Raw genomic sequence first — 21292 nt, 5'->3', positions numbered from 1 at the left:
ACACAAAAGACAAAAGCCTCTTTCCTCACTGAAGGAAGGAGGCTTTTTCGCACGCCGACTTATTGCGGAATTTTCTAGGAATCGAGAATTGCTGGGCTTCTAAAAGAGCGGCGCTTGTTCGATTGAGGTAGTGTTCCAGAATCACTTGAAAGCAAAGTTTGAAATAAAACGTCAATTTCTTGAGAAAACGCTTTATATTGGTTGTATTTATCAATAACTGCAACTGTATTGCTAGAGCCTGGACTGATTGTTTCCATCAAGCTCAAAAAAGCTTTGAGTTTCTCAAGACTCATCCAACTACTCTCTTCATTATTTCTTGAGTTAAGCTCAGATAGGTATAAAATTGACCTGCATAGCCCCATTTTTGCTTCAGGGTTGAGAACTGTTGAGAATGGATAAATTCAACGGCTTCAGCAATCTGTTGCATTTGAGGTATTGTTGTCTCAAAGACTGGAGCATCCCGGCTATAGCGGCGTAAATCATTGATAACTCGGTCATGTAGAGACATTCCTATCTGATACTTTGAGATAACTATCCCTAGCGGTTCAATTGATTCTGCAATTGCTTCTGAAAATTCTCTAACCCGTTTAGTAATTTGTGGAATGCCGTAGGTTGACAACATATCAGGGATTGTTGGAATAATGTAATTTTGCGAAATTCGCAAACCATTGAGTGTCATAATCCCTAAATTCGGCGGGCAATCAATGAGAATATAATCGTACTTATTAATAACAGAGCGAATCCCTCGGCGAAGAATTTCAATTGGGCTAGTGGCATAAAATTGCCCACTGGGGATTGTTGCTAGTCGGTCTTGGACGTTAATTAAATCTAAACTGGAAGGAAGCAAATCTAGGTTATCGACATCTTTAACATTAGATACTTGCCTTTGCAAAGTTTGTTGAAGATTAAATTTCTGTTGTTCTGGCTCAATAGCATCTGTAAATAATTGAACTAAAGTGTGGTTAGTACTGTTGATTTCCTCCCATTTTTCTTCGCCAATTAGCATTAATGTGGCGTTGGTTTGAGGGTCAAGGTCGATGGCCAAAACCCTTTTCAGGAATACTCCAGCTAGCATTTATGCTACAGCGACAGTTGTTGTCGTCTTTCCCACACCTCCTTTGAGGTTTATAAAGGAAATAACAATTGCCAAGGGGACTCTCTACTTTTTCAGATACCTGTCACATAATGTAGTCGTTAAGCTTTACCACTTGAGGAACGCCGCATCGATTCCTTGTTCTCGCCGGATTTTTCCATCTTGTTCAAACCAGTCTATGACTTGCTGATGGGTTAAGTCCTCAATTGCAACGTTAGTATCTTTGGAAATTTGCTTTAACAGCCGTAGAGATGAAATTGTTAATCGAGTCAAAAATTTTTCTGAGGAGGATAGTAGCGCTTTGTCTACATCTGCCGACTCTTCTGGAGTTAGAAATTGTGTAGTCGGTTGCTGAGGTTCAGCCATAAGATAGATATTTCAGTAGTTCGTTCCTACCATAGCAAGCGATCGCTTACTGGAGAAATAGCTCACACAACCTCTTTACATGAGCTTCCTGCTTTAATCAAATAACCACACTGATGTTCGCCATTGTTAATCCAGTGAGTGCGCTCAACCGAACAATCCGGTAGCACTGCTGCAAACATCTCCAACTCATGCCCACACACGCTGGGATAAGATTCAGCAACATTGGAAATAGCACAGTTGTGTTCTGCCAAAATAAACTGATGACCAATGCCGTTTTCTACATTACTTGGTTCTAGAGCATACCACTCTGCCATGTACCCTTCGCCTTTGCGGAGTTCTACTAGCTTAGCTACACGCTCTTGTACCGAACCCGTGCCAACCTTATCGCGATATTCTAGTGCTTTACGTTGCCACTGTTTACGCAAAATTGAACTTGCTTGTTCATGCCCTACAGTTTCTATGAGAGTATCCAGTAGGGAAACAGCAAAATCTTCATAGCGATGAGGAAAGCGATCGCGTCCTTTGCGACTAAGGCGATAAACGTATTGGGGACGCCCCATCCCCACTTGTACCTGTTGATGCTCAAGCAAACCTTCTGTCTCCAAATCCTTCAAATGCCGCCGAATTGCCTGCGGGCTAATCTCAAAGGCTTCGGCTAACTCCTGCGCCGTCGCTTGATCTTGTTTCAGTAAACGTTGCAAGATGTCTTGCTTAGTGGAAGGATGCTGAGTAGTCGTCATCGGCTTTCGGGAAACTTGGGACTGAAAGGCGAGAGGAAGCAATTTGATTTGACTTTGACAATATCGTTGTTGTTAATGTATTTTACAATAGAGTTAAACAACTAGTTTGTTGTTTTAGTCATCAGACGCATCTGTCAGTGGTTGCCGCAGCTTGACGCTCGCCGTCACCCACCTGCCATCTTAATGATTCGCACAAGAACACTCCTAGAACACTGAATCAATGACTGCCACCGTCAAGACACTAGTCAACCAGCCTTACAAGTACGGCTTTGTCACCGACATTGAGTCCGACATCATTCCTCGCGGGTTGAGTGAGGATGTCGTCCGCTTAATCTCCTCCAAGAAGAACGAACCAGAGTTCATGCTGGAGTTTCGCCTCAAAGCTTATCGGCAATGGCAGAAGATGACGGAGCCTAGCTGGCCTCACGTTACCTATCCTGCTATTAATTATCAGGATATTAGTTATTACTCGGCACCTAAGCAAAAGAAACAGAAGCTAGATAGCCTCGATGAAGTTGACCCCGCACTGCTGGAAACCTTCGAGAAGTTAGGCATTCCCCTTTCTGAGCAAAAGCGGTTGTCTAACGTTGCTGTGGATGCAATTTTTGATAGTGTTTCCGTGGCAACCACCTTCAAAGAAAAGCTTGCTAAAGATGGCGTAATTTTCTGCTCAATCTCAGAAGCCCTGCAAGAACACCCAGAACTGATTAAGAAGTACCTTGGTAGCGTTGTTCCTGTCGCAGATAACTACTTCGCTGCCCTCAACGCTGCCGTCTTTAGTGATGGTTCCTTTGTCTTCATTCCCAAGGGTGTCAAATGCCCGATGGAACTCTCCACTTACTTCCGGATTAACACAGGTGACACCGGACAATTTGAGCGTACCTTGATTGTCGCGGAAGAAGGCAGTTCCGTCAGCTACCTAGAAGGCTGCACAGCACCGATGTACGATACGAACCAGTTACACGCGGCTGTGGTGGAACTCGTTGCCATGGACAACGCTGAAATCAAATATTCTACCGTACAGAATTGGTACGCCGGAGATGAAAACGGCAAAGGTGGTATTTACAACTTTGTTACCAAGCGAGGGTTGTGCCAGGGAGTTAACTCGAAGATTTCCTGGACACAGGTAGAAACAGGTTCTGCGATTACCTGGAAGTATCCCAGTTGTGTACTCGTAGGCGATAACTCTATCGGTGAGTTCTACTCTGTAGCGCTAACCAATAATATGCAGCAAGCTGATACTGGCAGCAAGATGGTGCATATTGGCAAAAACACCCGCAGCACGATTATTTCTAAGGGAATTTCCGCCAGCCGTTCCAAAAATAGCTATCGCGGGTTGGTCAAGATTGGCCCCAAAGCTGAAGGCGCACGGAACTACTCTCAGTGTGATTCAATGTTGATTGGTGACACCGCGCAGGCGAACACATTCCCTTATATCCAAGTGCAGAACAATACTGCCAAGGTAGAACACGAAGCCTCTACCTCCAAGATTGGGGAAGACCAACTATTCTACTTCGCGCAACGTGGTATTTCCGCTGAAGATGCTATCTCCATGATGGTTAGCGGATTCTGTAAGGATGTCTTCAACGAACTGCCAATGGAGTTTGCCGCCGAAGCAGACAAACTGTTGAGCCTCAAGCTAGAAGGTAGTGTCGGATAGGGACTAGGGACTGGGGGCTGGGAAAGTATGACGTGTGAATTCAACGATGAACTTTTTTCTCAATCCCCAATCACCAATTTCCACAATTTGCAGAGAATTATTGTTAGTCGAAATGATTAAAGAAAATAGTGAAGTGATTCTGTCGGTTCGCGACTTGACGGCAGATGTCGATGGGAATCAGATTCTTAAGGGATTAAATCTAGACGTTAAGGCGGGAGAAATTCACGCCATTATGGGACCGAATGGTTCTGGAAAGAGTACGTTTTCTAAAGTTTTAGCGGGTCATCCTGCCTATGACGTTACTGGAGGTGAGATAGTTTTCCAGGGGCAAAATTTGCTGGAAATGGAACCGGAAGAACGTGCGATCGCAGGTATTTTTCTCGCCTTCCAGTATCCTATAGAAATTCCCGGTGTTAGTAATTTAGACTTCTTGCGCGTAGCGTACAACTCCCGCCGTAAGAACCAGGGATTAGAAGAAATTGACACGTTTGATTTTGAAGATTTAGTACAAGAAAAGCTAGAAGTTGTCAAGATGAACCCTAGCTTTCTAGAACGTAGTCTTAATGAAGGCTTCTCTGGAGGCGAGAAAAAGCGGAATGAAATTCTCCAGATGGCACTACTAGAGCCGAAGCTGGCAATTTTAGATGAAACAGATTCGGGTTTAGATATTGACGCTCTCAAGATTGTTGCTGATGGCGTTAATCAGTTAACAAATCCAGAGAATGGGACGATTTTGATTACCCACTATCAACGGCTACTTAATTACATTGAGCCAGATTTTGTTCATGTAATGGCAAGTGGTCGTATCCTCAGAACGGGTGGAAAGGAACTTGCCGTGGAATTAGAATCTCGTGGCTATGATTGGGTGCTGGAAGAAGAAGCTGTTGAGGTTGGAGGACGATAACGATGCAAGTTTCTGCCAACACAATTCCTAACCCCGAAGAGTTATTAATCACTGCCTCTGACTCTCAAGATGCTTATCTTATTGAGTTATTAAATCAGTCTCAAGCACTGGGTTTACAAGTAATTGACCCGGAAATGGTAGCGTTGCTCAATGAGTTACGCGATCGCGCTTCGCAATGGGTGAAGAAGCTTACACTTCCCACTAGACGGGATGAAGAATGGCGCTTTACTGATTTATCACCACTAGTACAGGTTAATTTCCAAACCTCTACGACTTCTGCTTTACCGGAATCATTACTAGATGAGTTCGCATTACCCGAAGCACCAATTCGCTTAGCCTTTGTTAACGGGGTTTATGCGCCCCAACTATCATCTTTGGCTGATTTGCCAGAGGGGTTAGTTGTCAGTAATTTGGCTCAATTACCTGTAACTCATCGCTCAAGAGTTGGTGAATATCTCGCCCAGCAACAAGGCGCAACAGAACTATTCACGGCGCTGAATACTGCGGGTTTAACAGATGCCGCTGTGGTTTGGGTATCGAAGAATACGGTAGTAGAAACACCGATTCATGTGTTGTTTATCTCGACTACCGATGAGGTGCCGATTATTTTCCAGCCTCGTTGTTTGGTGGTAGCTGAAACAGGCTCTCAATTGAATGTAATTGAGTCGTATGTCACTAGTGTAGAAGGGTGTCCAGATATTCCTGTGAATCGTCCCTATTTCACAAATCCGGTGACAGAGATTTGGGTAGAGGAAAATGCTCAAGTGACTCATACCCGGAGTCAGAGAGACGCGGCTGATGCAATTCATATTGGCAAAAGTGCGATCGCACAAGCTCGAAATAGCCGCTACACCTGCAATGCCATCACGCTAGGGGCAAAACTGTCTCGCCATCATTTAGAAGTCTTTCAGACAGGTGAAGGCACGGAAACGACTTTAAACGGGTTGACGATGATTGGCGGTGAACAAGTGGCTGACACCCATAGTGCGATCGCTCTCAATCATCCCCACGGCATCAGCAATCAGTTGCATAAATGTATCGTGGACGACCGGGGTCACGCGGTCTTCAATGGTAAGGTGTTTGTCCCGAAAGCGGCACAATTTACGAACGCGGGTCAGCTAAACCGCAACTTACTGCTATCACCAAAAGCCCGTGTTGATACCAAACCCCAACTAGAAATCACTGCTGACCAAGTGAAATGTTCTCACGGGGCGACGGTAAGCCAACTGGATGCCGATGAAGTTTTCTACCTGCAAAGCCGTGGACTGAATGAAGCCAACGCCCGCGAGTTGTTGCTTGATGCCTTTGCGGCTGAGATTCTTAATCGCATTCCTGTAGCTTCGCTACAGCATAGACTGGCTCAGTGTGTTTCATGCAGGATGTCATAGTTGCTTGTTGTTGGTTGTTTGTTGTTTGTCAATAACCAATAACCAACAACCATTAACCAATAACCAACAACCATTAACTGATAACCCATGACGATTGCTCAGGAAAGAACACTCGCTGCCAAAGTGCGCCAAGACTTCCCTATTTTGCATCAGGAAGTCAACGGCAAACCTTTGGTATATCTCGACAACGCTGCCACTTCCCAAAAGCCTCTGGCAGTACTGAATGCCCTACGCCACTACTACGAACGGGATAATGCCAACGTTCACCGAGGCGCTCATACCCTCAGTGTGAGAGCGACAGAAGCGTATGAAGGCGCACGGGATAAAGTCGCTAGCTTCGTAAATGCTGCCTCGCGGCAAGAAATTGTTTTCACCCGTAATGCCAGTGAAGCGATTAACTTAGTTGCCTATACGTGGGGATTGAACACGTTGCAGCCGGGAGATGAGATTATTCTCTCTGTGATGGAACACCACAGCAACATTGTTCCTTGGCAACTCATTGCTCAGAAAACAGGTGCAGTACTCAAGCACGTAAACCTCACTGAGACAGGTGAGCTTGACTTAGAGCATTTTCAGCAGCTAATTTCAGATAAAACCAAGCTGGTAAGTGTGGTTCATGTCTCTAATACCTTGGGTTGTATTAATCCAGTTGAAGAGATTATTGCGATCGCACACCGTCACGGCGCTAAGGTATTAATCGATGCTTGCCAGAGTGTCCCTCATATGCCGATTGATGTCCAGGCAATGGACTGTGATTGGTTGGTTGCCTCCGGTCACAAAATGTGCGCTCCAACAGGTATAGGCTTCCTGTATGGGAAACTCGACCTACTTATGGCAATGCCTCCCTTCATGGGTGGTGGCGAGATGATTGCCGAAGTCTTCCTTGATCATTCGACTTATGCGGAGTTACCCCACAAATTTGAAGCCGGAACTCCGGCAATTGGAGAAGCGATCTCGCTAGGTGCAGCAGTAGACTATCTATCAAACTTAGGCATGGACAAAATCCACGCCTATGAAGAAGAACTAACCGCCTATCTCTTCAAGCAACTGCACGGCATTCCTGAACTAAAAGTCTATGGTCCACAACCGACAGAAGACGGTAAAGGTAGAGCAGCACTCGCATCTTTTACACTTCCAGGACTCGACTCTAGCGATATTTCTGCACTTCTCGATCAAGAAGGTGTTGCGATTCGTTCAGGACATCACTGCACTCAACCCCTACACCGAATTTTAGGCGTATCGGGTACAGCACGGGCGAGTTTGTACTTCTACAACAGCCGTGAAGATATTGATGCCTTCATTACTGCACTCAAGGACACGATCGACTTTTTCGGCAACATTATGGACTGAAAGGAAACTATAAAGTATCTTCAGTTATGTTTAAAGGGTGGGCATTGCTCACCCTTTCATGTTCTAAAACTTATCCAAGATTGAGATGGTTACTACCTTAACTCAAGCTGAGCAAAGAACTGTACTACAAAACATTAGTTGGCAAACCTTTGAAGCCTTGCTGAAAGAGACAGGTGAAGATAGAGGTTCACGGTTTGCTTATGACTGCGGCACCTTGGAAATCATGACTCCTCTTTACGAACACGAAAATCCAAAAGTTCAGTTTGATCGCTTAATCTTTGCCTTAGTTGAAGAACTTGATATTGAAATAAAAAGTGCTGGTTCTACAACGCTAAAGCGGAAATTAACCAATCGAGGGATAGAACCAGATAACTGTTACTACATCCAGAATGAACCAGTGGTCAGAGGTAGGCAAGAACTAGATTTAGAAACCGATCCGCCACCTGACTTAGCCATTGAAATCGACATTACTAGTAGTTCTGTTAACAAGTTCGGAATTTACTCAGCACTAGGTATACCAGAGCTTTGGAGATATGATGGACGAGTTTTGAAATTCTATCAGCTAGCTGAGGAGCAGTATGTTGAGTGTGAGTTTAGCCTTGCCTTTTCCCTAGTATCGGTGGCTGAGATGAGTCGGTTTATTGAGCAGAGTAAAATTTCTGGAGAAATTGCCTTGCTGAAATCATTTCGAGCTTGGGTGAGGGATAAGATTTAGTATTCTCCAAAACATCAGGATGAAAGAGATGAGTCGTGGCAAAGGTTTTGGCGAAAATAAAATTTTAATAAAGAGTAACTTCTCAACAAAATCTCATCCTTTAAAAAAATTTGCTAGAGAAGGAGCTGACAGGAAATCCTTAATACGCTTCATTGAGGAAAATTGGGAACGTCTTTCAGGGGAAGCTTGGAAAGGTTATTTAGAGAAAGGACGTGGGGCACTTATCATTAAGTTGAATAAGATAGTTCTGCTTGGAGGTAATTTTTCTGTTCAGTACATAGACGAGCGAGAGATATTTCGTCAGGAGATGATGCGTGGACTTTGGGCTGCGATGCAAGCCGATAAAGTTCAAAAGATAGTGAATGAATATGATCCAGAACGACAGGTAGCGATTATCCTTGAATGGCGAGGCAGGGATGGGCATATTAGCCTACGCTACAATTCGACTTCCAGTACCCCACCAGAGAATTACCAAAAACTTGGGCTTCAGGCAGAGGAACCAGCGTCACCACTGAATAAATTACTAGATTTAAGGGCTAGTGTTGAATGGGCTGACCCATTAAACCCACCTCACCCTATTTGTAGACTCATAGCAGAAGATTTCGAGCTTTTTGCAGCTTTTGCCTGGAAGGGTTATTTAGAACAAGGACGTGGTGCCGTTCATGTCCTCTTGGGTAAAGGAGGGTGGGAGGCGTTAGGCATACCAAGCTGGAATTCTGGGGAATTTCCTTTTAAATACTTAGGTGAGTATCAGTACGGCTTGTCCAAATATTTGAAGCAAACTGAGGATCGGAAAAACTGCCAAGAATTAATTTCTAAGTATGATCCTAGCCAAGAATTCGTTCTTGTAGTGGGATGGACTTGTAGTAAAGGATTGATTTTTTTACCTTTAAAAACTGATGATAGAAATATACCATCTGAATGCTATAAGCGGCTTAAGGGGCAGCTAGACGAATTCACTGTGAAGCAGTCGAAGCAAACATTTTCGATATCGAAGGAAAAAACTATTAGTATTTTTGAAGAACTAGCTGAATATAGACAACGCCTCGATTTACCCCCTGCTGGAAGTGAAATAGATAAATCAACCATCGCCAAACTAGAAATAGGCGGTCAAACTTTCTTCGGTATCAATTCTGCTAGTAATCCCCATCCTCGACAGATAACTTTCAAAGTCAATCCCATTACTAAAACCCACGCTGAGGCTGATGCTTTTCAACAAGCAGCGGATGCAGGCATTAAAGGTGGTAAAGCTCGTTTGATTGTGGATCGCGATCTTTGCGCTGCTTGCGGTATAAGAGGGGGTGTCAATTCTATGGCTTGGCAGTTAGGTATAGAAGAATTAGAAACTATTACTCCAAGCGAAAGTAAGACAATAACTGTAAAACCGCCAAACAGAAGGAGCCAATAATGTTTGTATTAGACTTATCAGTTGAAAAATGGGTTGGGAACCGAAATGAAAGTGACTTCATTGAAAACCCAGACTGGAATCAAATAGAAGCAGCCATCCGTGAATTAGACGGCAAGAGCAAAACTTTAGTGACATTGGGAGTAGATGACGAGGCATACATGACTATTGGCGGGGGTGAATCGGGAAATTATGTTGTCTCAGTAACTTTCGATAATATGAGTTTCCATAACTTGGTTGATTTATCAAAACCTAATGCTACAGAAAAGCTAGTTATTGGTGGACAAGAAGGAATTTATCCAGCCAAGATATGTGTTGATTTGCTTCCTTGCTTACTGGCTGCTAGAACATTTACAGAATCAGGCAAACTTGATACCTTGCTTTCTTGGCAAGAAGATGAATCATTAGTAGCGGTGTGAAAAGCAAGGTTTTGGTCAAATCTATTTCTGAATACCAATCATTCAAGTAACAAAGTACTGCTTGAGAATGAAGGCGATCGTATTGAACGAAGAGTCCTTTGCTGTATCAAAGAGGCAAATTGCGATCGCCTTCCCATAGCGATCGCTTTTGAGACTTCTCGGTATCCACCTTAAACACCTCCACAGACGCTTGTAGTTGCTGTGCCACCTCCACAGTTTGCTGCAACGAGTCAGAAATTTGATGCGAAGACTCGGCAGCCCGTTCCGAAACCTTGGCGATCTCATTCATCAAATCCGTCACAACAGACGATGTTTCTACTTGAGACACTGTAGCAACAGAAATCGAGGTAATCAACTGGTCAATCTGGCGAGACACCTCCACAATCTGAGCAAGACTTTGTTTTGTCTCATTAACCAGATGAGTACCTTCAACAACCTGAGATGTACCCAGTTCCATCGCCTCAACGGCTTGACTCGTCTCTAGTTGAATCTTTTCCACGATTTGTTCAATTTCTTTAGTCGCTGCCGCAGAACGGGCTGCCAGTTCACCCACTTCTTTAGCCACTACAGCAAAGCTCTGACCCTCTTCACCCGCTCGTGCCGCTTCAATCCCGGCATTGAGGGCTAACAAGTTTGTCTGCAAAGCAATTTGGTTGATTAAAGAAACCACCTTAGAAATTTCTTGAGTTGATTCACCCAAACGCTTCACTTTATTAGCCGTTTGGGCGACTGTTTCCTGCAAGTTCAAAATCTTTTGCACTGTGCGATCCATTGCTTCTCCACCTGTTTCGGCTGTTGTCGAGGCTGTACGCGCCACAGCCGCCGCTTGGCAAGCGCTATCTGCCACTTCTTGAATCGAACGAGTCATTTGCTTCACTGAATCCAAGGTTCGCGTTGTCTCTTGAGCCTGTTGGAAGGCAACATCTGCCAGTTGTCGGATTGCCTCTTCATTGTCTCCAAGAGAAGCGTTAACCTGAGTTGTTGCTTGTTTGACCTGTGTCACAATCCCTTGCAAGCTTTCAATAATTGCATTAAAAAAGTCAGCAACGGTACCCAACTCACCATCTGTCACTTCAGCGCGAACGGTTAAATCACCTTTAGCGGCTCCTTCAACCTCTTGAATCAAGATAAGCAGTTGACGTCGCAGTTCCTCGCTTTGCTGATTTTGCTGCTCAGAAACAAGATTAACTTGCTCAATGAGCTTGGCTTGGTCAAGAGCATAGCCAATTTGAGCCGCTAACTGTTTAAGTAAATAAAATTCTGGTTGCTGCCAATCCCGACGCTCCGAACACTGATGAACACACAATAAACCAACTAACTCATCACCGGAGAGAATCGGCGCAACCATACTGGCTTTAATTTGCAGGTTTTCCAAGAGCCTGAGGTGAGTAGCGGTGAGGTCGGCTTGATAAACATCATGGGCAATCCAGAGGCTACCCATGCGATAGCCTTGGAAATTTTCTTCCTGAAACAATTGATTGAGATTGTGTTCTGGAGTCGGTGTCCAATCGGAGGAAACGGCTTGAGATGTGATTGTTCCATCCCTACCCTCAGGATTGAAGCGATAAATTAGTACACGATCAACATTTAGGGTTTGTTGAATCGACTTGACTGAAGTGCTGAAAATGTCTTGTGAGTTGAACGACTGACGAATATGGGAGGTAAAGTCTGCCAAGAGTTGTGTTCGCTTCGCTTCAGTTGCCACACTTTTTAAAAGGGTTGCTTGTTCCAGCGCCAAGCTAACTTGGGTGGCTAACTCCTCAAATAAGTCAATTGTCGGCTGTTCCCAGGTGCGTGTTGTAGAACACTGATGAGCAATGATTAAACCCTGGAGCTGTTTGTTTGTCCGAATTGGGGCAATTAAACTTGACTTAACTTGGTATTGTGCTGCAAGAATTTTGTCAGTGTTGTTGTGAGTCGATTCTTCAATGACGTTACTGATGGGATGGTTCAAACCATTCTTCAACAACTCCAGATCACGCTCTGCTATACCAAGATTAGCCAGTTGCAATCCAAATGTTGACGACCAACCAGAAACAACTGACTCTGCGACGACTTCTCCTTCGTTGAGGCTTGGGTTAAGGCGACAGACAAGGACTCGATCTACATTAAGGGTTTGTCGAATTTCTGTAGCGGCTGTGATGAAAATTTCCTCTGAATTGAGAGATTCACGAATACGCAAAGCAACGTTAGAAAATAAACTAACCTGTTTGGCTTCAGCTTTCTGTTCCAGAAAGTTCATGCGACTCAATCGCAGTGAAATAAGTGAGGCTAACTGCACGAAGAAATCAATATCGTCTTGCTGCCAAATCCGTGCTTTGTCACACTGATGAGCAATGATTAAGCCAAGAAGTTGGTCATCTTGGAGAATTGGTACCACCATGTTGGCTTTGATTTGATAGTGTTCCAACAATTTAATGTGGCACGCTGACAAGTCGGCTTCGTAGATGTCGTTAATGACACAGATGCGACCATTTTTGTAGAGTCCACCTTTGCTGTCTTTCATGCAGGTGTCTACAATTTCATTCCCAATCGACTGAATTAATCCCGGTGCAACGGATTCAGCGGTAATAGTTCCATTCCAGTTCTCGTCAAAGGTATAGATAATTACCCGATCAGTATTGAGGATTTTTCTTGCTCCCTCAACGGTTCGTTGATAGAGAGAGTGAAGATTGATCGGTTGATTTTGGGAGGCAATATCACCAAATAATAGCGTTTTCTCAGAGCAAGGCTTTACGGAACTGAGGCGATGGCGATAAACGAGTAATGCGATCGCATTTGCTAATACCCCTGCAACTCCACTAAAGAGCGCTAATTCAAGCAGTAGGTTTTTTTGAAGAATTGGTGAAACCTTTGTTTCCCCTGACTCAACTTGGGCAATTGGTTTGGTGGCAGCTCGGTTTGCAAAGTGGTAGCCTGTTGCTCCAATACCCAATGCAGGAATGATGCTCAAGCAGAGTGCTAAAACCAAAGCTTTAGTACGCTCTCTAGAACTTACTCCGCTGGCAAATAAGCGGTGTTTGACTGCTGGAAAAGTCAAATTCAGTTGGTTTGTCATGAGGATGAAACCACAATTAGTTAAGACAAATGCATTGAGTAAGAAGTCATTTATGTCCGCACCCTACCAAACCGTTGTTTACAAAAGGAAACTATACTATGAGCTTTATACAGGCATAGGTTTTAATGGCAAGGAAAATTTCTCAATTTCTATTGCTTTGCCAGTGCCGATAGCTGGTGCCCTGATGAATTCCTTCAGAGGAGAACCCATTATTATGCTTATAAAAAACTGCTTTGTCAAAGCTGTAGTGGTCAAATAACTAGAGCGCTTTGTGGAGATGCATTCCTAGTCTTACTGCTTGGGTGACGTTGATTCTAAGTGTAAAGAGCGACAAACTTACTCTTGAATCAAAGTTTTACCTTTGTGTTTTTATAATAATTGCGATCGCTCGTCATAAAGTAAAGCTTCTTTAAAGATTTCATAGATTATTGACCACCGATTAAGAGCAATACCTTTATAGGCAGTTTAATTAATCAAAGTTTTTGTTTTATACTTCAGCCCCCTTACTCAGATGAAGTGCTATTCTCTTTAAACTCATTTGAGCGCCCAATGCAGAAAACGCTCTGTGTAGTAGAGTGCTAGCTGATTGCTGAGTCCATTAAAGATCGCATCAAAGGCGTGTTCTGCCCAAGGAATTTCGAGCAAGACGCGGGTAGTCCCAGTTGCACCCAGACGATTGTACATATTCCGTGCAAAGCGTACTTCGACAATATTGTCGCGGCTTCCATGGACTAAGAGCGTTGGTGGGAGTGGGCGTGTTACATAACTTGCAGGTGAAGCTTTGGCGTATTCTTCCGGTAGCTCATCTGGTGTCCCTCCTAAAAATGCTTCCAAGACAGCACGTACATTGAGCGGATCGGGATAGGGTGGGTCTTTGTAGCCACTTGTTAGGTTAAATGGTCCATAGTAGCTAACAACGGCTCGGATGGGTAGAGCATCAGGTTGATAAGCCGCAAGCATTGCTAGGTGTCCTCCAGCAGAACGTCCAAGTAAGGCAATGCGTTTGGGGTTAGCTTCGTACTTAGCTGCATTCTGATAAATGAAGGTTAATGCCGCTTGTACGTCCTCTAATTGCGCTGGAAATTGGTAGCGTGGGGCATGGCGATAATCAATCGCAAAAACAGTGTAACCTCGCTCTGCCATATAGCGATTGAAACTAGCATTTTGTGTTGGGTCACCGTTTTGCCAACTACCCCCATAAATTACGACAAGTGCTGGATATAGTCCTGGTTTTGGAGGCTGGTAAATATCTAGGCTTAATGGCACGTTGTCTGGGGCAGCAAACTGAATGTTAGGTGTGTAGCGGACTTCACCAAGTTTAATGCCTGTAAAGACCTCAGTAAGGACAAAGGGTTGCGATCGCATTTGTCGAGGCAACTTGGGCGATCGCATTTGCTGTACTTCACTCGGAATTTTTGCCATGTAGTCTGCGCCTAGTCCCTCAACCATTGCTGCTGCCATACGCTGCGCGGTTGCAGGCAACTGCAACAGTGGCAGTGCGCTCCAGAATAACCCCAGTAAAGTCGCAAACAAACCTAGGCGATACAGCCAACGACGCTGTCGCTTCACCCGTGAAGACACAACTAGCACAGTGGCAAAAGCGATCGCATTGAGTACCAGTAACCAAGGACTCACTTCTGGCGCACCAACCCCCAACGGAAGTAGGCGCCTTGTGGGAGCGGGTATGACAATCCAGGCACTCAAGAATAGACCAACACTGCATAAAAGCAGGGCAAGAGAGTTGAACAACCTTCTAATTGGATGAGACATCATGGCTATCCTTATCCTCTTCTGTACTTGGAGCAACTCCTGACTCCTCCCCTACTTCTTCATCAACATGACGAACAACTAAATCAACGATCAAGCTTTAAAGCGATCGCATTATGGAATTTTGTAAAGAAAATTCATTAAAACTCTACTGTTTCATCTGCCTTTAGCAGTGACCTCGATATCTGCCTGTAGCCAGGTTAACCGATCATCGGTAATTTATTAAATTTTGTAAAGAGGGGCAAGAAAGCCACCTCAGCCGCTCAGAAAACTGAGCCATCCATTAGTAATTCAATCGGAAACTCAATCGGAGATTCAAATGACTTTTGCAACTGACGATATCACAAAACAAACTCTCGAATCCTTTAAGCGCTTCGATGTTGATACCCAACTCGCCATACTATGGTTTGGTTATTTAGACATCAAAGACCAATTAGATCCAGCGAATGCAACTTCTGCACAAACAACCGCTGAAGCTGTATTCGATCAAATTCAAGCCTTATCGCCAGAAGAACAGCTACAGGCGCAGCGCGATATTGCTAGCTGTGCAGATACTCAGATCAGCCATACCTATAGCTCTTTGAGTTCCAGCGGTAAGCTGGATGTGTGGCTGCGTCTAGCACAAGGGATGGAAAAAGGCACGGTTATTCAGGTACCTTCTGACTACCAACTGCCCACTGAAACTCAAGAGTTTACAAATAGCGTCAAACAACTGGACTTTGAGCAGCGGATTAACTTCATGCGTAGTGCAGTAATCGCAATGGGTGCTAATCCCCAGTAAAACGCTAGATTCCAGAGCGCGTACAAGCTAGCATAAAAAAGAGTAGGGTGGGCATTTTTGTTCACCCTACTCTTTTAATAAACTATGTAATAAATCTAGTGTTAAACAATAAAATTCGGAGTATTTTGTATTTAAATTACTTTTATTTTGTTTTCTGTGTTTAAGATTTTGTTTAGAAATTAGACATCTACTGTCTAAAAAAGATTTTTACAAAAGCATCATAATTAGTTGTAGTTTCTTTAAGCCCTCTTTAGATAAAGAAAAAATTCTGAAGTATAACCGTAAAGAGGTTGGCATCTCCCAATGCAAGCATACAATGGAACTACTATGCAGCCTGACCCTGCCCTTGTTAATTTACCGTCCTTAGAGGAGCTAATCGCTTCTCATCCCCTAACGATTTCTCCTGAGACACCACTATTAGATGTCATTGCCTTAATGGGGAAAGGGGGAAAAACTAATGCTTTGTCCAGTGCTGCGTCAATTTCTCTGGTGGAGACTCAGCACTTAGAAGACGCTATAACAAGGCAGACATCGATCGCTAATTACAAGTGTGCTGCGCCATCGACTTGCGTCTTGGTGATGGAACAAGATTTGTTAGTTGGGGTATTTACGGCACAGGACTTGGTTCAGCTAACCGCTTGTGAGGTGAACTTCAGGGAAATAAAGATTGCAGAGGTGATGACGCGATCGCCAATTACCCTGACTCTCTCGAAGTCCTGTAATCTTTTCACAGTACTATCGCTTTTTCATCAACATCAAATTCATCACCTACCTGTCTTAGGTTCTGAGGGTCAACTGTTGGGAGTGATTACCTCTGAGAGTTTATGTAGAGGGCTATCACTGCTCAATTTCCTGAAATTGCAACAGGTAGAGATGGTGATGACAACCACAATTATTCAGGCTCTCTCAACTAGCTCTATCCTGAGTATTGCCCGCCTGATGGTAACTCATGATGTGAGCTACGTGGTGCTGACCCAGGAGAGGCGAGGTGATAAAGAGAGGGAGAATGGAGCGCAACACCTTGCTCCGATAAAAGACCAAACTGAGTTGCAATCGTTAATTCCAGTAGGGCTAATTACAGAACGCGACATTATCCAGCTTGTCCAACTCTCGCTGCTAGGGCTTGATTTGTCGAAAACTCAAGCGCATATGGTGATGAGGACACCCTTGTATGGCTTGAGTCCTGATGAGTCATTGTGGACAGCCAATCAAAAGATGCTGCACCTATGGCAGAGTGAACACTTAATAGTGTGGGAACAGCCAGAAAATTGGTTAGGAGTCTTCACTCAAGAGGATTTATTGCGATCGCTTGAGCCAATGCAACTGCTTGGCATAATTGAACAATTGCAGCAAACTGTCGAGGAAAACAAGGCAGAGGGCAGAGGGCAGAAGGCAGGAGGGATTTATCCCAATAGCGTGACGCGAAGCGATAGCGACGTAGGAGCGTCAGTGGTAGCAAGTCTACCCTACCCTTCGGGAACCCCTACTCCTTTGGAGAAGGCTGCGCCAACGGGGAACGGGGACGACTTCGTCGAACGAGCGTCTGCCGATGGCACGAGTCATATAGCCGAACCATTGCGGAGCAAGGGTCACAATCCCCCACCGAACAACGTTTTAGGGGTTCCCGTTCAGCAGGGTTTAGAATCCCCGCCTGCACAGAACCTTCTGCCCCTCCGGGGTGCTTCCTTGCCGGGACGCAGGTTCCTTTTCACCGCACCCTCTGCCTTCTGCCCCTCCGGGGTGCTTCCTTGCCGGGACGCAGGTTCCCGGCACCAGCACCCTCTGCCTTCCCTTCAACACCAACGTCTCCAAGAGGAACTCACAGCAACAAAAGAACGTTTTGATCTAGTCACCCAAGCCTCGAAAGATGGTTTTTGGGACTGGAACCTCATAACTGGCGAAATTTATTACTCTCCACGCTGGAAGGAGATGCTGGGCTACCTTGACTATGAATTGCCCAACGAATTGGTTTCCTGGGAAAAAGTCATCTATGAGGAAGATCGAATTGCGGCATTAAAGCTGATAGAAGATTACAACTGCGGCAAAGTCTCACGCTTTCTCGTAACGCAACGCTTCTATCACAAAAACGGCTCAACAGTTTACATCCTTTCACGAGCCACTCACCTGAAAGATGCCAATGACAAAGTGATTCGTATGGTGGGTGCCCATACTGATATTACTGAGCTTTTCAACACTCAGGAAGCCTTGCGCCAAAGTGAAGAGCAGATGCGGGCGCTGCTGAATGCGATTCCTGACCTCATGTTCCGTCAACGAGTCGATGGAACGTATTTGGATTTCAAGGCGACAGAAAGTAATGTATTCATCCCAGCAGAGATAGTAATTGGAAGTAATATCAGCGACTTACCGATATCTGAAGAGGCAAAGAAGCATCATCTGCATCTTCTAGAAATGGCTGTCGAAATAGGGGAATTGCAGACGTATGAGCATCAATTTAAAAAGCCTGATGGCATCTATCACTATGAAGTGCGTATTGTCAAAAGTGGTGTTGATGAAGCCGTCTGCATTGTGCGCGATATCACTCAACGCAAGCAGGCAGAGGCGGCTTTGCGAGAAAATGAAGAGTTTTTACGCAGTATCTACGATGGCGTAGAAAAGTCGATCTTTGTTGTTGATGTCCTGGAGAATGGGGAGTTTCGTTATGTGGGCTTGAATCCGGCTCACGAACACCTGACAGGTTTGCGTTCAGAGGAGCTTCGTGGCAAAAGTCCTGAGCAAGTATTGCCCCTGGAGGCTGCTCAAACTGTGAGTGGGCGCTATCGCGCTTGTGTGGAGGCTGGAGCGACAATTTCCTACGAGGAATGTCTACCCTTCAAAGGGTTAGAGATGTGGTGGTTGACGAGTCTAACTCCTCTACGTGATGCTAACTCCCAAATTTATCGTTTGATTGGGACTAGTACCGATATTACAGAACGCAAGAGTTCTGAAGTTGCGTTTCAGCAGCAAGCGGAACGGGAGCGTTTAGTTGGCGCGATCGCACTGCGAGTACGCCAGTCCTTAGATTTAGAGGAGATTCTCAATACTACCGTTACGGAAGTGCGACAGTTCCTCCAGACTGATCGGGTACTAATTTACCGCTTCAATCCTGACTGGAGTGGGATGGTTGTTGTTGAGTCTGTCACTCCTGGATGGAATGCTGTTTTAGGAACGATGATTTCTGACCCTTGTTTTGGAAAATTTTACACCGAGAAATATCAACAAGGTCGTGTGAGTGTCATTGAGAATGTCCATAAAGCTGGTCTAACGCCCTGCTACGTTGACTTCCTGGCTCAGTTTCAGGTAGTCGCAAGTCTTACAGTACCGATTCTGCAAGGAGACAAACTCTGGGGACTGTTACTTGCCCACCACTGTGGCGAATCTCGGCAGTGGAAGTCTTCAGCCATTGAGTTACTACAACAATTGGCAACCCAGGTTGCGATCGCGGTTCAGCAATCGGAACTGTATCATCAGTTATCAGCCGAACTTGCTGAGCGCAAGCGAGCAGAAGAAGAATCACAAAAAGCAAAAGAAGCGGCTGAAGCGGCAAACCAAGCTAAGGGTGAATTCTTAGCAGCAATGAGCCACGAAATCCGCACCCCGATGAACGCCGTTATCGGCATGACAGGATTGTTGCTCGATACGGAACTCTCACCACAACAACGAGACTTTGCCAAAACGATTCGCAGCAGTGGTGAAGGATTGCTTACGATCATCAACGACATCCTTGATTTCTCCAAAATCGAGTCAGGCAAACTCGAACTAGAAAAATACCCTTTCAAACTGCGTACCTGTATCGAAGAATCCCTCGACCTCCTCGCACCGAAAGCCGCAGAGAAGGGGCTAGAACTCGCCTATCTCATTGACCCAAAAACACCAACCACGATTTTGGGAGACGTTACTCGTCTGCGTCAGATTTTAGTCAATCTGCTCAGTAACGCGGTTAAGTTTACCAAGACAGGAGAAGTCACTGTTTCAGTTGTGGCTAATGTATTGGGGAATCGGGAATTGGGAATCGGGAATTGGGAAGACACGGGAGACATGAAAGAAAAATCTTCCTTGTTTCCTCCTACTCCCTCCCCTCGTTACGAGATTCAATTCGCTGTTAAGGATACAGGTATTGGTATTCCTGCTGAGCGTCTAGGTCGCCTGTTCCAAGCCTTTAGCCAGGTTGATTCCTCGACAACGCGCAACTATGGAGGCACTGGATTAGGGTTGGTCATCTCCCAACGATTGAGTGAAATGATGGGGGGTAGAATTTGGGTAGAAAGTGAAGTGGGTCAGGGTTCGACCTTTTATTTCACCCTCGTCACGCAAGCGCGTGAGAGTCCTCAAGAGAATGAGCTTGATGTTCCCCAACCCCAGCTAGTCGGTAAGCGGTTGCTGATTGTGGATGAAAATGCAACCAATCGTCAAATTTTGACGATGCAGGGGCAGTCTTGGGGAATGGTGATTCGTGTGGCTGAGTCAGGTTCAGAAGCTCTAGAGTGGCTGCGTCAAGGAGAACTATTTGACCTCGCCATTCTGGATATGCAGATGATAGAGATGGACGCGCTAAACCTTGCGGCGGAAATTCGCAAACAGCCCGGATGTCAACAGTTAATCTTAATCATGCTGACCACGATTGGGAAGCCAGAACTTAGCGATCGCATAGCGGGGTCAAATAGCCATAACTTTGTGAAGGATGATTTTCTGGCTTTCCTCAACAAGCCGATTAAACAGTCTCAGCTCTATGATGTCTTGATTGAGGCAATCGTCGGACAGCCCATCAAAGTTCGATCAACCTGCTCAATTTCCTCAAAGATTGACTGTCACTTGGCCCAACGCTTGCCGTTACGAATTCTCTTAGCCGAAGACAATGTTGTCAATCAGCAAGTCGGGCTACACCTACTACAAAGGATGGGATATCGGGCGGATGTGGCAGGTAATGGCTTGGAGGTACTAGCGGCACTGCGCCGTCAGCCTTATGACGTGGTACTTATGGATGTACAGATGCCGGAGATGGATGGCTTAGCAACTGCACGTCGCATCGTTAGTGAATGGTCACTTGCTCAACGTCCTCGGATTATTGCAATGACAGCCAATGCGATGCAAGGCGATCGCGAGATGTGCCTGGACGCAGGCATGGATGATTATGTTAGTAAGCCGATTCGTGTGGAGGAACTCAGTCGCGTCTTGAGCAACTGTCAAGTGATTCAGGAGCGTCTTGTTCCTACGGTTGAAGTCGAGCCAGAGTCTGTAGAAGGAGAGGCGTTTGACATTGCGGCATTTCGAGAAGTCCAAGAAATGCTGGATGAAGACGAAATCTTGATCAAGGTAATTGATCGCTATTTGGAAGATACGCCAAAGTTGTTGCAGTCGATCGCTACATCCATCGCCCAAGAAGATGCATCGGAGTTGGAGTGGGCAGCTCACTCCCTTAAGTCAACTAGCGCCATGCTAGGTGCGAAAAGCTTTGCCCAACTTTGCGGGGACTTAGAAGCGATCGCCCGTACAGGTACGCTTACTGATACACCAGTAAAAGTATTACAGGCGAAAACGGAGTATGAGAAAGTGAAAACGGCTTTGCTGGCTCAACGTCATCAGCTTATCTCAACGTGATAAGCAGAAAGAGGGAAGTCACTTCTTCTAAGATTTGCTTTCTTTAGGGAA

At 45.1% G+C, this 21292-nt stretch carries 15 protein-coding genes; 10 read left to right on the top strand and 5 right to left on the bottom strand.

The features are described 5' to 3' along the window. Nucleotides 1-289: 289 nt before the first annotated feature. The 3 genes from AC5JL3_RS12575 to sufR all read right to left on the bottom strand — a co-directional run bounded on the left by AC5JL3_RS12575 (nt 290) and on the right by sufR (nt 2199). Complete coding sequence (locus tag AC5JL3_RS12575; protein WP_496074811.1) at nt 290-1045, bottom strand: ParA family protein; 756 nt, start codon at nt 1043-1045, stop codon at nt 290-292. A gap of 156 nt (nt 1046-1201) precedes the next feature. Next, a complete protein-coding gene (locus tag AC5JL3_RS12570) occupies nt 1202-1459 on the bottom strand; it encodes an NDH complex assembly factor CRR9 (RefSeq protein ID WP_192222026.1) in 258 nt (85 codons plus the stop codon). A 62-nt stretch (nt 1460-1521) separates the two neighbouring features. Further along, nucleotides 1522-2199, bottom strand: a complete 678-nt coding sequence (sufR, locus tag AC5JL3_RS12565; RefSeq protein ID WP_496074810.1) for an iron-sulfur cluster biosynthesis transcriptional regulator SufR — start codon at nt 2197-2199, stop codon at nt 1522-1524. Nucleotides 2200-2419: 220 nt separating this feature from the next. Here sufR and sufB point away from each other — a divergent pair, with 220 nt between their 5' ends. The 7 genes from sufB (at nt 2420) to AC5JL3_RS12530 (ending at nt 10040) form a co-directional block, all read left to right on the top strand. Next, nucleotides 2420-3859: a Fe-S cluster assembly protein SufB gene (gene sufB, locus AC5JL3_RS12560; protein WP_496074809.1), complete on the top strand. Its 1440-nt coding sequence runs from the start codon at nt 2420-2422 to the stop codon at nt 3857-3859. Between the two features lie 112 nt (nt 3860-3971). Continuing rightward, nucleotides 3972-4763 (top strand): Fe-S cluster assembly ATPase SufC, encoded by a 792-nt coding sequence (gene sufC, locus AC5JL3_RS12555; protein WP_496074812.1) that lies wholly within the window; start codon nt 3972-3974, stop codon nt 4761-4763. Nucleotides 4764-4765: 2 nt separating this feature from the next. Beyond that, nucleotides 4766-6151, top strand: coding sequence for a Fe-S cluster assembly protein SufD (gene sufD / locus AC5JL3_RS12550; protein ID WP_496074808.1), 1386 nt, complete (start codon nt 4766-4768; stop codon nt 6149-6151). 87 nt (nt 6152-6238) lie between these two features. Continuing rightward, nucleotides 6239-7501: a SufS family cysteine desulfurase gene (locus AC5JL3_RS12545; protein ID WP_496074807.1), complete on the top strand. Its 1263-nt coding sequence runs from the start codon at nt 6239-6241 to the stop codon at nt 7499-7501. An 85-nt stretch (nt 7502-7586) separates the two neighbouring features. Further along, entirely contained in the window at nt 7587-8216 is a 630-nt protein-coding gene (locus AC5JL3_RS12540; protein ID WP_496074806.1) for a Uma2 family endonuclease, read from the top strand. Nucleotides 8217-8235: 19 nt separating this feature from the next. Next, entirely contained in the window at nt 8236-9624 is a 1389-nt protein-coding gene (locus AC5JL3_RS12535) for a deaminase (RefSeq protein ID WP_496074805.1), read from the top strand. After that, on the top strand, nt 9624-10040 hold the full coding sequence (locus tag AC5JL3_RS12530) for an Imm1 family immunity protein (RefSeq protein WP_496074804.1): 417 nt from the start codon (nt 9624-9626) through the stop codon (nt 10038-10040). Before AC5JL3_RS12535 ends, AC5JL3_RS12530 begins: the two co-directional genes overlap by 1 nt. 106 nt (nt 10041-10146) lie before the next feature. Here AC5JL3_RS12530 and AC5JL3_RS12525 read toward each other — a convergent pair whose 3' ends face one another. Then, a complete protein-coding gene (locus AC5JL3_RS12525) occupies nt 10147-13098 on the bottom strand; it encodes a GAF domain-containing protein (protein WP_496074803.1) in 2952 nt (983 codons plus the stop codon). Between the two features lie 4 nt (nt 13099-13102). Between AC5JL3_RS12525 and AC5JL3_RS12520 the strand changes: the two genes are divergently transcribed. After that, nucleotides 13103-13357, top strand: a complete 255-nt coding sequence (locus AC5JL3_RS12520; protein WP_496074802.1) for a hypothetical protein — start codon at nt 13103-13105, stop codon at nt 13355-13357. A 275-nt stretch (nt 13358-13632) separates the two neighbouring features. Here the strand turns inward: AC5JL3_RS12520 and AC5JL3_RS12515 are convergent, their stop codons facing one another. Beyond that, nucleotides 13633-14871, bottom strand: a complete 1239-nt coding sequence (locus AC5JL3_RS12515) for an alpha/beta hydrolase fold domain-containing protein (protein ID WP_496074801.1) — start codon at nt 14869-14871, stop codon at nt 13633-13635. Between the two features lie 313 nt (nt 14872-15184). Between AC5JL3_RS12515 and AC5JL3_RS12510 the strand changes: the two genes are divergently transcribed. Further along, entirely contained in the window at nt 15185-15646 is a 462-nt protein-coding gene (locus AC5JL3_RS12510) for an orange carotenoid protein N-terminal domain-containing protein (protein ID WP_496074800.1), read from the top strand. A gap of 327 nt (nt 15647-15973) precedes the next feature. Beyond that, nucleotides 15974-21241 carry a response regulator gene (locus tag AC5JL3_RS12505; protein WP_496074799.1) on the top strand — a complete coding sequence of 1756 codons (5268 nt, stop codon included), beginning with the start codon at nt 15974-15976 and terminating at the stop codon, nt 21239-21241. Nucleotides 21242-21292 lie beyond the last annotated feature (51 nt).

This window comes from Symplocastrum torsivum (genome assembly GCF_059505465.1).
This window is presented reverse-complemented; position numbering and strand designations above follow the sequence as displayed.